Below are 13,938 nucleotides of genomic sequence, written 5' to 3'. Positions count from 1 at the left end.
GTCATTTTCATCCCATTTGCACTTCATGGCAATCAGACAAAGCATTTCCCTTTCTTTTCAATAGTTTTCACCCTATTTTGTGAAGATAAGAATTTGCGAATTTACCCCTTTCGTCCCCGCACGGCTCGATTAATGCCGCAGACGACAGGAACGCGAAACGCAATCAAAACAGCTTGGGACAGCACGCTCTTATGGATCTTGGACGCAACAATCTGGGGCAGGAAACCAGCCCCTATCTTTTGCAACACCAGACAAATCCGGTCCACTGGCAGCCCTGGTCCCCGGATGTTCTTGCCGCCGCCCAACAGGCCAACAAGCCGATTTTACTCTCGGTCGGCTATGCCGCCTGTCACTGGTGCCATGTCATGGCGCATGAAAGTTTCGAGGATGACGACATTGCCGGTCTGATGAACGAGTTGTTCATCAATATCAAACTGGACCGCGAAGAACGCCCCGATCTGGATGCCCTGTATCAAAATGCCCTGGCCCTGCTGGGACAACAGGGGGGCTGGCCGCTTACCATGTTTTTAACCCCCAAAGGCGAACCCTTCTGGGGAGGGACCTATTTCCCCAAACAGGCCAAATATGGTCGGCCCGGCTTTGGCGATGTTTTGCAGTCCATTGCCAAAATCTATAACAACGAGCCCGATAACGTCGCCCATAACGTCAAGCAGATCAACACTGCGCTGTTGCGCCTGAACAATACCAAAAGCGGCGATATACCCCTGCCTGAAACCATCGATGAATTTGGCAAAAGCTGCCTGCAAATGATGGATTTGCAAAATGGCGGTACCCAGGGCGCACCGAAATTTCCCCAGCCTGCCCTGCTCTCCTTTTTATGGCGTTGTGCCATGCGCACCCATAACGCGGCCCTGGAAAACGCTGTGAAGCTGACCCTCGATCGCATGTCGCAAGGCGGTATTTACGACCATCTGGGCGGCGGTTTTGCCCGCTACAGCGTGGATGACCAATGGCTTGTCCCGCATTTTGAAAAGATGCTGTATGACAACGCCCAGCTGATCGACCTTTTGACCGATGCCTGGCGTGTCACCAAAAACCCGCTTTATCGCCAACGGGTCGAGGAAACAATTAACTGGATTTTGCGCGAAATGCGGGTTGCGGGCGGGGCCTTTGCCGCCAGCCTGGATGCTGATAGCGAGGGCGAAGAAGGCCGTTTTTACGTTTGGGACCAGTCAGAGATCGAAAAAACCCTGACCAGTGATGCCCCCCTGTTTGCCCGCTATTACGACATATCGGCGGCCGGCAACTGGGAAGGCCACAATATCCCGAACCGCACACAGTCCGGTTTGTCCCTTGCCGATGATGAAACCGAGGCCTCCCTGGCCGATATGCGCCAAATTTTGCTGGCAAAACGGGATAAACGGGTCCGCCCGGGCTGGGATGACAAAGTCCTGACCGACTGGAACGCCATGACCATCGCCGCCCTGTGCGATGCGGCAATGGTGTTTCGTCATCCGGAATGGCTGGATTATGCCCGCCTGGCCTATAATTTCATCAAGCGCAATCTGGGCCAGGACGACAAATTGCTGCACAGCTATCGTGCCGGGCGCTCCCAGCATGCCGGTATGCTGGAAGATTATGCGCATATGATCCGCGCGGCCCTGCGCCTGTTTGAAATTTCGGGTTCAATGTCCTATCTGCGCGATGCTGAAAACTGGGCCGAACAAGTTGAAATGCAGTTCTCAGACCCGCGCCTGGGCGGATATTTCCAATCCGCAATCAATAGCAGCGATCTTGTCGTGCGCAGCAAGCCCATTACCGATGGGGCGGTAGCATCAGGCAATGGCATCATGGTGCAAAACCTGGCCAAGCTATACAGCCTGACGGGCAACACGCACTATCAAACCCGTGCCGAAACCACCATTGCCTGCTTTGCCGGGCGCCTGCGCGACCAGTTTCCGGCCATGCCAAGCCTGCTGCTGGGGGCGGAAATGCTGCAAAATCCGCTCCAGATCGTGATATTGGCGCCTATGGGCAGTCCCGATTTATATGACATGCGCAGGGCGGTATTTGCCGCCTATCTGCCCAACCGGGCAATGACAATCCTGCCAGGCGACAACACCCTGCCCGAAAGCCATCCTGCCTTTGGTAAAACCCGTATCGATGGCAAGGCCACGGCGTATGTCTGTCAGGGGCCGGTTTGCTCCGCCCCCGTCACATCACCCGAGGAGTTGGTCAAATTGCTTTCCCGCCTTGATGAAAAACCAGCCTGATCACGCCAGCGCATCATCAGGCACCTGCACATCAGGCAGGGCATCCCGCGCGGGATTGGGGCCAAATGCGTCTTTCATTGCCGCGATGAAGTGGCGCATTTTGGCTGTTGGCCGCCGATTGGCAGGATAAAGCACATATAAGGGGCGTTCCGGCCCCTGATAATCAGGTAATACCTGCACTAAACGGCCAGATGCCAGGGCTTCGTGCAAAGCAATTTCAGGGCCCAGTGTTATCCCTGCCCCGCCAATCGCGGCCGACAATAATGCCGCCCAGTTATTGCTGCGAAACGTGCCGGTGACATTCACCGTTTCAAGACGGTCGCGATTGGAAAATGTCCACTGGCAACACAGAGATGGCGACCAATAGGCAAATCCCAAACAATTATGCGCAATCAGATCCTGCGGAACTTTTGGTGTTCCGTGCCGTGCCAGATAATCCGGCGCAGCACAGGCGATAAGCCGATAGGGTGCTAATGGCTTGCCAATCAAACGGCTATCTTCAAGCGCCCCGATCCTGATCACCACATCCACTCCCTCCTCAAGCGGATCAACAATTCGATCATTTAAGATCAAATCAATCTGTATATTGGGAAAATCGTGCAAATAAGCCGTGATAAACGGGGCTAATTGGCTTGTCCCAAACGTCACGGGTGCCGCCACACGCAAACGACCACTTGGCTGGGTACGAACCTCATCGGCCAGGGCATCGGCCATGTCGGCTTCGGCAATAACCCGTTTGCATTGATCAAAATAAGCACGGCCCAGATCCGTCAGGCTTTGACGCCGCGTTGTACGATGCAGCAATGTTGCCCCGACCCGATTTTCAAGATGAACAACATGCTTGGCCACCATTTGCGGCGAAAGGCCCAAATCCTTTGCCGCAGCGGCAAAAGATCCAAGCTCAACAACGCGGACAAAAACCGCCATGCTGGTTAAACGATCCATCTTTTCCCCGCCTATTCCCTACCAATAGTGTTGAGTATACCTTCAAGCCAACCATTTTTCGCCAATTTAGGTTGAATTAAAATCCTGCCACAGAACAAACCCGTTTGAAGGAGCAAAAATGAAAATCGGGATCATTGGTGCAGGCGATGTTGGCCGTGCCGTGGCAAAGCACGCGATAAAATCAGGCCATCAGGTCATGATCAGCAATTCGCGCTCTATTAATACACTCTCAACCCTGGCAGCGGACCTTGGTTGCGCCCCTGGCACGCGCGAAGATGCCATTGAATTTGGCGATGTCGTGGTCATTGCCATTCCCTATCATGCCTATCCGTCTCTCCCGGCACGCGCTCTGGCGGACAAAATTGTGATTGATACCGGCAATTACGCTCCGGAACGCGATGGCAGAATTGAAGCACTTGACCAAAAACAGGCAACCACCACAGGCCTTCTTGCCGCCCATCTCAGCTCAGCAGGCAACATTGTGCGTATCGCCAAGGCGTTTAACGCCATTAAAATGTCCGACTTTGAAAGGGATGGCAAACCGGCCCACACACCAGGCCGCCGGGCCCTTCCGATTGCGGCAAATGATCCCCTTGCCCGCAACACCGCCCTTCAACTGACAGAAGAATTTGGCTTTGATGCGCTTGATACCGGCAGTCTTGAGGAAAGCTGGCGATTTGAACGCGGCACACCGGCCTATTGCGTGCCAATGACCCTGCCAGAACTGAAAACCATATTGGACAAGACTGATCGCGATACGCTCCATCCAGGAGGCGTCAAGCTGCCGTAAGCCATCGCAAAACACTTGCAGTCCCGGGGAAAAACGCCGCATAACGGGACAACAATACCTTTGTCCCCTTTGCCACATTGGAAAAGCACCATGCCCCAGATTTCAATCAACAGCCCGGTTGGTGCGCTGACCATTTTTGAATTTGACGACCAGATTGTCTCGCTGGACTGGGGTTTTGTCGAAGAAATGGAAACCAGCCCGGTACTGAACGAGGCCAAGGCACAGATCAACGCCTATTTCGCCAAAAAACTGCACCGCTTTGACCTGCCCCTCGCGCCAGGTGGTACCACCTTTCAGGCTGCCGTATGGGCCGCAATCCGTGACATTCCGCTGGGACAAACAGCCACCTATCAGGAACTGGCCCGCGCTGCCGGGTCCCCCAAGGGGTTTCGTGCCGTGGGCATGGCATGTGGCAAAAACCCGATTCCCATCCTGATCCCCTGCCATCGGGTTCTAGCAACCGGCGGCAAGCCCGGTGGCTATTCCGGCGATGGCGGGCTGGAAACCAAGGAAATGCTGTTAAGGCTCGAAGGCGTTGATCTTTACAACCCCGGCCAAGACCAAAGGCAGGATACCTTCAATCTATAAAACAGCCGGGAAAAGCGCCAAACCGGATGCTAATGAGCCTTTTAGTGTATCTATTTTGCCGATAATTCCCGTTCTTGGATCAAACGAGAATATCTAAGTAAAAATCCATTATATCTTGCGGATGCACATGATCGCCGCGATAGCAGATAAAATCAGCCTTCTGCTGGCTGCATTTTGCTGTCATGCCACGCCCTGACATCGCGCGAGATGGCATCAAAGCGGTCGCTCAGGCCGTCACAAACCGTCCGGCACGGGGCAACAACCGCTTCGGCCCAGTCAACATACCCTAAAATCTGTGCCCGATCCCAGCCAATCGGCGTATCAGTCAGCATGGCACCAACATTGGCAATTTTATCAGCCAGGCGTACCAGTTTTGCGCTCTCGCTTAAATGCGGTGCCATTTCGATCTGTTTGGCCTTGCGCTCGTCGCGCGGCAGTGCCTTGTCATCGCTAACTTCCAGAACGATATTGGCGATATTTTCGTTAAAACAGGCCGCGATTTCCGCGTGGGTCGCCCCGCAATCCTCGATCACATCATGCAAAATGGCGGCACAGAGCACATCTTCCGACGTATCAGGCTGGCATTCCACAATCAGGCGGGCGACCTCGACCGGATGGTTGATATAGGGTTCCTGGGCCGGACCTTTGCGGCGCTGATCGCGATGGGCACGGGCGGCGAAATCAACGGATTTTAAAAGAAGCTGCATCTTCCTGTCGGACATCGTGAATACTGGCCTCAGCCTCCCACGACTTTAAAATCGCTGCAAGCACTGATCGTCTCTCGACATTGAATTTCGCACGCCCCACATAAAGGCCGGATAAGCAAATACAAAAACCCGGAGAACCTCCATGTCATCCCCCATGACCTTAATGCTGACGCTGGAAAACAGGCATGCGACAACGCCCCTGCATCTCACCAGCCTGGCCCCGCAAGAGGGCTGGCAAACCCCACCTCCCCGCCATCTCGCCCCTGGTACACGGCAAACCTGTCGCATCGACACGTCCGATCGTCTCGCCATCACCCTGCATTATGGCAGCTGGCATATCGGAATTTCGCTGGAAAATGGCAAGCTGGAGGTAGAACCGGGCCTGGCAGAGATAGAATATCAGGCCATCTCGGGCCATCAGGCCGACATCACCCTTCGCCTGGGCTAAAACATCGTTTGCAAGTGGCCGGAATGTTTCCCGTGAAACATTTTGCGTCACGCATCAAAATCGAAAAGACACATCGCTTTAGGGGATGGCGCGTGTCCCTGCACCTGGCCTATCGCGCATGAACAAGACGGCGCGCCTGCCATTCGACTGCGCGAATCGCATAAATATACTCATCCCCCCAGACGCCATTAAAGCGGTCGTTTTCGATCAGATGCGCTTCGCAGCGCAACCCCAGCCGTTCAACAATCCCGACCGATCCGACATTTTGCGGGTCCAGACGGGCAAAAATGCGGTGAAAGCCAAAATGATCAAAACCCAGATCGATCATCGCCGAAACCGCCTCGGTCGCATAACCATAGCCTTCATAATCGGGATTGAAAATATAGCCGATTTCGGCCTGAAGGGCGCCAAGACTGGCAATCTTCAGCAAAACCTCGCCGATCAAAGCATCATCATCCTGCCGAATTACGGCCAGCCGGAACACATCATTTTCAGTTTCAAATGATGCGTTCAGAATTGCAGAGAACTGTTCGTGCAACGCCTTGCCAACCGGTGGCGAGGCATAAAGATAACGATAAACCGATGGCAGAGCATGATAGGCAGCATATTGCTCAAAATCGCACGCCATAAAAGGACGGAGCAGAAGACGACTTGTTTGAACCGGCTTTGAAGGAAGCGTAATTTTCATTTTAAAACAATATGTTATTGATACTTTACGCTATGTAGGCAGGTCCCCGTTCCCCTTCAAGCGAAGTAGATCACACTGATTTAAAGCGATTTGTCTTTTCCCCGGCCAAGAAAAAACCCCCGACAAAGCCGGGGGTTTTCAATGACAGGTCGATTACCGGATGAAACGGCGATCAGCCATTCATGGAATCGAAGAAATCGTCGTTGTTTTTGGTGGTCTTGAGCTTGCCCAGCAGGAATTCCATCGCATCCTGCGGGCCCATCGGGTTGAGGATACGGCGCAGCACCCACATTTTCGACAGCTCGTTTTTGCCCACCAGCAGTTCTTCCTTACGGGTCCCCGATTTAAGAATATCGATTGCCGGGAAGATACGTTTATCAGCCAGTTTACGATCCAGGATAAGTTCGGAGTTCCCCGTACCTTTGAATTCTTCAAAGATGACTTCATCCATACGTGAACCGGTATCAATCAGCGCGGTTGCAATGATGGTCAGCGACCCGCCTTCTTCGATGTTACGCGCCGCACCAAAGAACCGTTTGGGGCGCTGCAGGGCATTTGCATCGACACCACCGGTCAAAACCTTGCCCGAGCTTGGAACCACGGTGTTGTATGCCCGCGCCAGACGGGTGATCGAATCGAGCAGGATGACAACATCATGCTTGTGTTCGACCAAACGTTTGGCCTTTTCCAGCACCATTTCGGTGACCTGGACGTGGCGCTGTGCCGGTTCGTCAAAGGTCGAGCTAATCACCTCGCCCTTCACCGAACGGTCCATATCGGTCACTTCTTCCGGGCGTTCGTCGATCAGAAGAACGATCAGATAGGCTTCCGGATGATTTTCCTCGATCGCATGCGCGATATTTTGCAGCATCACGGTTTTACCGGTGCGCGGCGGCGCGACGATCAGGGCACGTTGACCTTTACCCAGTGGCGAAACAAGTTCGATCACCCGGTTGGTGATGTCCTTGTTGCCTTCCTGATCCAGATGACGTTCCATTTTCAGGGACTGGTCAGGATAGAGCGGTGTCAGGTTGTCAAAGTTGATACGATGACGGACCTTTTCCGGCACATCAAAATTAACCTTGTCGACCTTCAGCAGGGCAAAATAACGTTCCCCTTCCTTGGGAGAACGAATTTGGCCTTCCACCGTATCGCCGGTACGCAGGCCAAACCGGCGCACCTGGCTTGGCGAGACATAAATATCATCCGGGCCCGCCAGATAGTTGGCTTCCGGGCTGCGCAAAAAGCCGAAACCGTCCGGCAGCACTTCCAGAACGCCTTCGCCGTAAATGGCATGGTCGTTTTCTGCAAGCTGCTTGAGAATGGCAAACATCAGCTCCTGCTTGCGCAAGGTGCTGGCGTTTTCAATTTCGAGTTCCTCAGACAGGGCCAAAAGCTCGGTCGGGGATTTAAGTTTCAGTTCCTGGAGATGCATGTCTGCGTATGATGATTTGTAATTGCCGGAAAGGGCGAATAGATCAGAATGGAAGGGCGATATTTGCGTATGGTGTTCCAAGCCGCATTTGAAATACGACATAGAAAGACCAACAATAAAACCGCTGATTGCTTAAGGTAGGGATGCTTCGTCCAGAACGTGACGAGACATGAGGAACAGATAACGCCGATCTGGCAATTAGTCAAACCGGTTTGACCCCAACAGGCGCTATCAATGTGATTGAGGTCACATTGACGGAAAATTTCAACCCCATTGCAACAAAACTGGCCGCATATCCGTCAATATATCCGGTTTTAATCCCGCAACAGGTTTAACCAGCAAGTCGCACATTCACACATCAACGGTGGATCATACCGCTCAGGCTGACAGCGGGACAGGACACATGCCCGTCCCGCTATCAAATCTCCGATGGTGCACAAGGCAATCAAACGGCCTTGTCTTCCGCAACCGATTTAAGAAAGTCCTCGATCTCGGTACGCAGATCGGTCGATACACCCGTGACACTTTCACAGGCCTTCATCAGGTTCTGTACCGCCTGATCAGCCTGTTCGGTGGCGGCACTGACATCGGCAATATTGCGCGAGACTTCCCCCGTGCCACTTGCGGCACGCTCAACATTCACGGCAATTTCCGATGTGGCCGCCTGTTGCTCGTTGACCGCTGCCGAGAGGGAAGCAGATGTTGTATCAAGTTCCTCGATCCGTGATCCAATACGGCCAAAGGCCCCGATGGCCTGGTCCGTCGCAGCTTGCAAACTGTTGATATGACCACTAATTTCATCCGTGGCTTTTGACGTCTGACTGGCAAGATTTTTAACCTCGCCCGCAACCACGGCAAAACCCTTGCCTGCCTCGCCGGCACGGGCGGCCTCAATCGTCGCATTCAATGCAAGAAGGTTCGTCTGATTGGCAATATCCCCAATCAAACCAATGACTTCTCCAATGCGGCCTGTCGCCTCTCTTAGTGTATTGGCAATGCCATCCGCATCACGCGCATCCTTGGCTGCTTCGGACGCCGCACTGGAGGCCGCTTCGATCTGCCGGGAAATTTCAAGGATCGAATTTGCCAACTCCTCGGTTGCAGCAGAAACCGTCGACACATTGCCCGACGCTTCCTCGGCATTGCTGGCAACCTCGATGGCCCGGTCACGACTTTGTAAAACCGCATCATTCATTGTCATCGAGGTGCCCTGCAAATCGTCACTTGCGCGCGCAACCCGGTCAAGCAGGCTATCCACATTGCCCCGAAAAGCATTGGTCAGTTTTTCAATGCGTTCGGCGTGCGCGTCCCGCGCCCGCTGATCGGCCTCGCGTTGACGGACAATATTGCGATTTTCCTCAAGATTTTGCCGGAAAACTTCGACCGAACGGGCCATATCGCCAACTTCATCCCCGCGATCCTGGCCGCCAATATTCTGGCTGAAATTGCCATCAGCCAGGGCTGTCATACAGGAGGTCATATCCCGGATCGGATTTGTAACGCTGCGTCCAACCGCAAAAACCAGTCCGCAGGCAAGCGCAATAACGATAAAAAGACCCGCCAGTGTGGCGAAAAAGAAGATCTGTGCCGTGGAAAACTTGTTATCTGCCCGCAGCACAAGCTGAGCGGCAATATAATCCTCGACCGTCTTATACAGATTGATCTTCTGGGTAATCGTGGCAAACCAGTCCGAACCGGCAACATCATTTGTTGTGCCCGTAACCGGATAATTCAGGGCAATCGCGCGTAAATCGGCGACCTTTTTAACCGCCGGATCAGCCATCGTCTGATTATAAAAATTTGTCAGATCCGGATTGGCAAATTCCTTGAAAACCGACAGATAGCCATCCTGCAAGGTGATCAATTCTATAAAGCGGCGATACAGGGCCGGTTCAAATTTCCCCATACCAAAGCCAACCGCGCCGGTCGCACGTTCCAGCCCGGCACGTTCCTTGGCCTGCATGAAATTATTGTAAGACGCGATGAAACGCAGAATTTCGGGATCATTACTAAGCTGGGCGGCTTCATTAACAGTCCCCAGCATGCTTGTGATGATACCGGTATAAAAACCAACGACATCAGGCACCTTGAGATCAAGAGCATCAACCGCAATGCGTGTTTTGCCAATCTGGTCGACCTGGCGGGTAAAAGCCATGATCTTTGATTGCAGTTCCAAATCATAACGATCCATGTCGAAACCGGAAAGCGCATCATTCAGGGCGGTGATTTTCTGGTCTGAAAGGGTGCGTTGCTCCTGAAGCTGAGCGCCAAATTCTTTTCCGCCCGAGCCAATAAACCCGGCCGATGCGCCACGTTCTTTTTGCAATTCGTGAACCGTTTCCCCGATTTCCCCGGCCAGCGAAGCCAGGCCACGAATCTTGCTTAACTCGTTCATTTCCTGGTAACGCGCGCCAATCACAAACAGTGATAACACAACCAGTGCAATGACGGGTGGCACCAAAGAAATGGCAAGTTTCACCCCAATCCGAATGTCGCTAAACATCTTTATTCCCTGGAAAAAATCATCATCAAACGGACAAACAAATACCGTCGCTCCTGACATCGGAAACCAATGCCAATTGCGACGATAATAGTATTGTAAAAATTCCACGTATTTGATCTGGCACCATTCTCAGGTGCAATTAGGGATATTGTAATGCAGGATCTACACTTCAAGGATGTGTCATTGACCATCCGCCCCATATATCCAAATCGGAATTTAACCGTCCTGGAACCTGATTAACCTGATTATTCGCGAATGATCATGAGCATACGCGCAAGCTGATCATCACTTAACCCGGCAATACGCTCGGCCAGCAAATTGGCCAATTCCGTCGCCTCGGGTTCAAGACCCGCCGTATCAACGGTAATTTTGGGATGGGAAAGCTGGGCAAGGCGTTTGATTTCATCCACCTCATCCCAGATCAGATTAAAATAGCCGCAAATCTGCTGCACCAGACCAGGGCTGGGACGACCACGATGACCATGCTCCAGCGCCGAAAGATAGGCAGGCGAAAGCTGCAGCGCATTGGCCATTTCGGTTAGCGTTACATTCTGGCGCGTCCGCAATTCGCGAATGCGATTGCCAAAAGGGGTCACACACGTCTCCGTTTCAACAAAACATAAAAGGCCCCGGCCCCACCGTGACCGATTTGTGCCTGGCTTACCGCCAAAATATGCGGGCGTAACCGTGGCGCGCTAAGCCATTGTGGCAATCGCTGGCGCAAAAGACCGGTACGGCCATATTCATCGGCCCGGCTGCCCTTGCCGGTAATCACCAGCACACAGCGTTTATCACTGCGCCAGGCCGCTTCGATAAAACTGTTCAGCGCCCGGTGCGCCACATCCTGGGTCATGCCATGCAAATCGATCCGGCCTTCAATGGGCATACGGCCCTTTTTGAACCGATCCGCCGTCGAACGGTCAATACCGGCCATATTGCCGGTTTTAATTTCCTGAAGACCGGCATTTTTCGGAGTTGCCGTGCGATCCGCATCGCGGGCGGACGGCAGGTTCCGCGCCAGCCGGTTGGCTTCGGAGCGGGCAAGTTCGTCCCCCAATGACGCCGTGGGTGAAATTGCCGTATCCCCGGCAGGCTGGTTGGCGCTCTTTGCCAGTTCATCTTCCAAATCGGCATCGTCGTGATCCCGCAATGCTTTGCGGCGCGCGCGCAAGGGCACGACATCACGGGTAAAAGCCTCCCACAGGGCTTTTTCCGATTCAGTCACATTTCGGCGTCGGCGATGGTTCTTGCGATCTGTCATCGGCTAACATATAGCCGGAATGTTTAAAAATTGCATCGGTCAGAAACGGGTAAAACCGGTGAAATTTGATCAAAACCGGCCTCATCATGCCAAATAGCAAAAACCGGCGATCGCTGCCGCCGGTTTTTCAAACTGTTTTTTCGATCTGATTTGCCAATCATCCGGCATCATCATGGCACTTGATCTTTAAATCGCCTCAGGTTTCGTCATTGACCAGAACAATATGCAATCGACGTGGGCCATGCGCGCCTAACTGTATCGTTTGTTCAATATCCCCAGTGCGCGACGGGCCTGTCACCCACAAAAAGGTTCGCGGCATGGTACCCCGGCCCTGATCCTGGCGCTGCAAACTCCAGACTTCCTCGTAAGTACCGACAACCTGGCTGGTTTTGACCACCACAATATGGGTATCGGGCAGCATATTCAGCGTATAGGGCTGATCCGGCCCGGAACGCAGCATCAAACTGCCGGTTTCGGCCACCCCGGCAAAGGCCGATGTGACACTGACCATATCGTGCGGCCCGGCAACCCCGCTTGAAATTTCCAGTGTGGTTTTGGCCCAGTCCAAACCGGTAATTGCGGCGTCCGGCGCCAGTCGCACAACAGCAGGCTGGTTATGTTCAGCCAGATAACGCGATATTTCGGCCGGTACCCCATCCATATTTTCAAGGCGTGTTACGCTGGCGGCAACGCCCTTTGCCATAGAAACAAAAAGATCAAGCTGGGCATCATGATCAATCTGCGCGCGCGCAGGCATGATATTGCGCGGCGGGTTGGCAAGCCTCGCGACTACTTCGGCCGGGGCATCCCGCGGGCCACTCCCCCGACCCAGATTTTTGCGAATACGGCCCAAAATGGCATTGCGCGAAGATGATGATGACTGGTTCATAAAATCTGCTCCGGCGTCAGGCTTTTTTCGCGGCTTGCTGTTCCGCCCAAAGCTGTTTGAAGGTTTTGCCCTGCGGTGCTGGCAAATCGCGAATGTCTGTCCAACCGCTGGCCAATGGCAATTTGCCAATCTTCTGCTTGCGTCCGCCAATTGACTTTAAAATTCGCGCTGCCAGCCCGGTCGCCTTGCCATACAGTGCCGGTCGGCTGGCAAACCAGGCCCATAAACGAATGCCAAACCGCATCGATTGCGGCCCCAGATGCTTTTCAAATTCGCGTTCGCGCCAGTGACGCATCATTTTCGGCAGGGGAATGCGCATCGGGCAGACTTCCTCGCATTTCCCGCAAAAGGTCGAGGCATTGGGCAAATGCCCCGCTTCGTCCACGCCAATCAGCGATGGTGTCAAAACCGATCCCATCGGCCCCGGATAGACCCAGCCATAGGCATGGCCGCCCACCGCCCCGTAAACCGGACAATGATTCATACAGGCGGCACAGCGAATACAGCGCAGCATTTCCTGAAATTCGGTGCCCAGCATGTTGGACCGGCCATTATCAAGCAAAATAACATGATAGTCTTCCGGTCCATCCAGGTCGCCATCACGCTTGGGCCCGGTTGAAAAGGTGGTATAGGACGACATTTCCTGCCCGGTTGCCGAACGTGCCAGCACCCGCAAAATGCTGGAGGCATCCTCCAGTGTTGGCACGACTTTTTCCAGGCTGGCAATGGCAATGTGCACCTTCGAGAGGGTCTGGGTCAGGTCGCCATTGCCTTCATTGGTGACAATCACCGAGGTTCCCGTTTCCGCAATCAGGAAATTGGCCCCGGTAATGCCAACATCGGCGGCAAAAAAATGCTCGCGCATGACTTCGCGGGCTTCATCAAGCAAATCGCGCGGTTCATCAAGCGGGCGGTTAATATCGCGTCCCTTGTGGGTTTGCCGAAAACTGTCGGCCACCTGTTCCTTGTGAACATGAATGGCCGGGGCAATGATGTGGCTGGGCGGTTCATTGCGCAACTGAATGATATATTCGCCAAGGTCGGTTTCCACGACCTTCAAATCCTGCTTTTCCAAAAAGGCATTCAGGCCGATTTCTTCCGAAATCATCGATTTGCCCTTTAACACCGATTTGGCCTTTTTATCCTGGCAAATCTTCAAAACCGTCTGCCGGGCTTCCTCGGCATCCGCGCACCAGTGCACATGCCCGCCATTGGCAATAACATTGGCTTCAAAGGCGGTCAGATAATGGTCCAGATTGGCCAGGGTATGATTTTTAATGTCACGCGCCGTATCACGAAGCTGTTCAAATTCCGGCATATCGGCAATGGCAGCAAGGCGTTTGTCCTTAAAACCGGTTTTAAGCCGGCCAAGGGCACGCTGCAGGCTGGCATCATGCAGGGCGTGATGGGCGTTCTGTTTGAATTTCGGCGAGGTTGACTGTTCCATGAC

Annotated in this window: 13 protein-coding genes; 4 read left to right on the top strand and 9 right to left on the bottom strand. The window is 53.5% G+C overall.

Annotated elements, in window-relative coordinates; all coding sequences use genetic code 11:
- Positions 1 to 191: 191 nt before the first annotated feature.
- Positions 192 to 2,234 (top strand): thioredoxin domain-containing protein, encoded by a 2,043-nt coding sequence (locus TH25_RS00860; protein ID WP_114086538.1) that lies wholly within the window; start codon positions 192 to 194, stop codon positions 2,232 to 2,234.
- On the opposite strand, the gene TH25_RS00855 is transcribed toward TH25_RS00860, so the two are convergent.
- Positions 2,235 to 3,179: a LysR family transcriptional regulator gene (locus TH25_RS00855; protein WP_114086537.1), complete on the bottom strand. Its 945-nt coding sequence runs from the start codon at positions 3,177 to 3,179 to the stop codon at positions 2,235 to 2,237.
- A gap of 118 nt (positions 3,180 to 3,297) precedes the next feature.
- On the opposite strand from TH25_RS00855, the gene TH25_RS00850 reads away from it, so the two are divergent.
- The gene (locus TH25_RS00850; RefSeq protein ID WP_114086536.1) at positions 3,298 to 3,969 is read left to right on the top strand and encodes an NADPH-dependent F420 reductase; all 672 of its coding nucleotides are present in this window, start codon (positions 3,298 to 3,300) and stop codon (positions 3,967 to 3,969) included.
- Between the two features lie 90 nt (positions 3,970 to 4,059).
- Positions 4,060 to 4,557 carry a methylated-DNA--[protein]-cysteine S-methyltransferase gene (locus TH25_RS00845; protein WP_114086535.1) on the top strand — a complete coding sequence of 166 codons (498 nt, stop codon included), beginning with the start codon at positions 4,060 to 4,062 and terminating at the stop codon, positions 4,555 to 4,557.
- A 152-nt stretch (positions 4,558 to 4,709) separates the two neighbouring features.
- On the opposite strand, the gene TH25_RS00840 is transcribed toward TH25_RS00845, so the two are convergent.
- Positions 4,710 to 5,279, bottom strand: coding sequence for an HD domain-containing protein (locus TH25_RS00840; protein ID WP_258548974.1), 570 nt, complete (start codon positions 5,277 to 5,279; stop codon positions 4,710 to 4,712).
- A 127-nt stretch (positions 5,280 to 5,406) separates the two neighbouring features.
- On the opposite strand from TH25_RS00840, the gene TH25_RS00835 reads away from it, so the two are divergent.
- On the top strand, positions 5,407 to 5,712 hold the full coding sequence (locus TH25_RS00835; protein WP_114086533.1) for a hypothetical protein: 306 nt from the start codon (positions 5,407 to 5,409) through the stop codon (positions 5,710 to 5,712).
- Between the two features lie 109 nt (positions 5,713 to 5,821).
- On the opposite strand, the gene TH25_RS00830 is transcribed toward TH25_RS00835, so the two are convergent.
- From TH25_RS00830 to TH25_RS00800, 7 genes are all read right to left on the bottom strand, one after another.
- The gene (locus TH25_RS00830; RefSeq protein ID WP_114086532.1) at positions 5,822 to 6,400 is read right to left on the bottom strand and encodes a GNAT family N-acetyltransferase; all 579 of its coding nucleotides are present in this window, start codon (positions 6,398 to 6,400) and stop codon (positions 5,822 to 5,824) included.
- A 172-nt stretch (positions 6,401 to 6,572) separates the two neighbouring features.
- The gene (gene rho / locus TH25_RS00825; protein WP_114086531.1) at positions 6,573 to 7,835 is read right to left on the bottom strand and encodes a transcription termination factor Rho; all 1,263 of its coding nucleotides are present in this window, start codon (positions 7,833 to 7,835) and stop codon (positions 6,573 to 6,575) included.
- Positions 7,836 to 8,280: 445 nt separating this feature from the next.
- Positions 8,281 to 10,338, bottom strand: coding sequence for a methyl-accepting chemotaxis protein (locus TH25_RS00820; RefSeq protein ID WP_114086530.1), 2,058 nt, complete (start codon positions 10,336 to 10,338; stop codon positions 8,281 to 8,283).
- 245 nt (positions 10,339 to 10,583) lie between these two features.
- Complete coding sequence (locus tag TH25_RS00815; RefSeq protein WP_114086529.1) at positions 10,584 to 10,934, bottom strand: helix-turn-helix domain-containing protein; 351 nt, start codon at positions 10,932 to 10,934, stop codon at positions 10,584 to 10,586.
- A complete protein-coding gene (locus TH25_RS00810) occupies positions 10,931 to 11,563 on the bottom strand; it encodes a Smr/MutS family protein (RefSeq protein ID WP_258548973.1) in 633 nt (210 codons plus the stop codon). Before TH25_RS00810 ends, TH25_RS00815 begins: the two co-directional genes overlap by 4 nt.
- Positions 11,564 to 11,795: 232 nt before the next feature.
- Complete coding sequence (locus TH25_RS00805) at positions 11,796 to 12,488, bottom strand: LutC/YkgG family protein (protein ID WP_114086527.1); 693 nt, start codon at positions 12,486 to 12,488, stop codon at positions 11,796 to 11,798.
- A gap of 16 nt (positions 12,489 to 12,504) precedes the next feature.
- Entirely contained in the window at positions 12,505 to 13,935 is a 1,431-nt protein-coding gene (locus tag TH25_RS00800; RefSeq protein ID WP_114086526.1) for a LutB/LldF family L-lactate oxidation iron-sulfur protein, read from the bottom strand.
- Positions 13,936 to 13,938: the final 3 nt, after the last annotated feature.

It is taken from the genome of Thalassospira profundimaris, assembly GCF_003326755.1.
In the GTDB taxonomy this organism is placed as follows: domain Bacteria; phylum Pseudomonadota; class Alphaproteobacteria; order Rhodospirillales; family Thalassospiraceae; genus Thalassospira; species Thalassospira profundimaris_B.
This window is presented reverse-complemented; position numbering and strand designations above follow the sequence as displayed.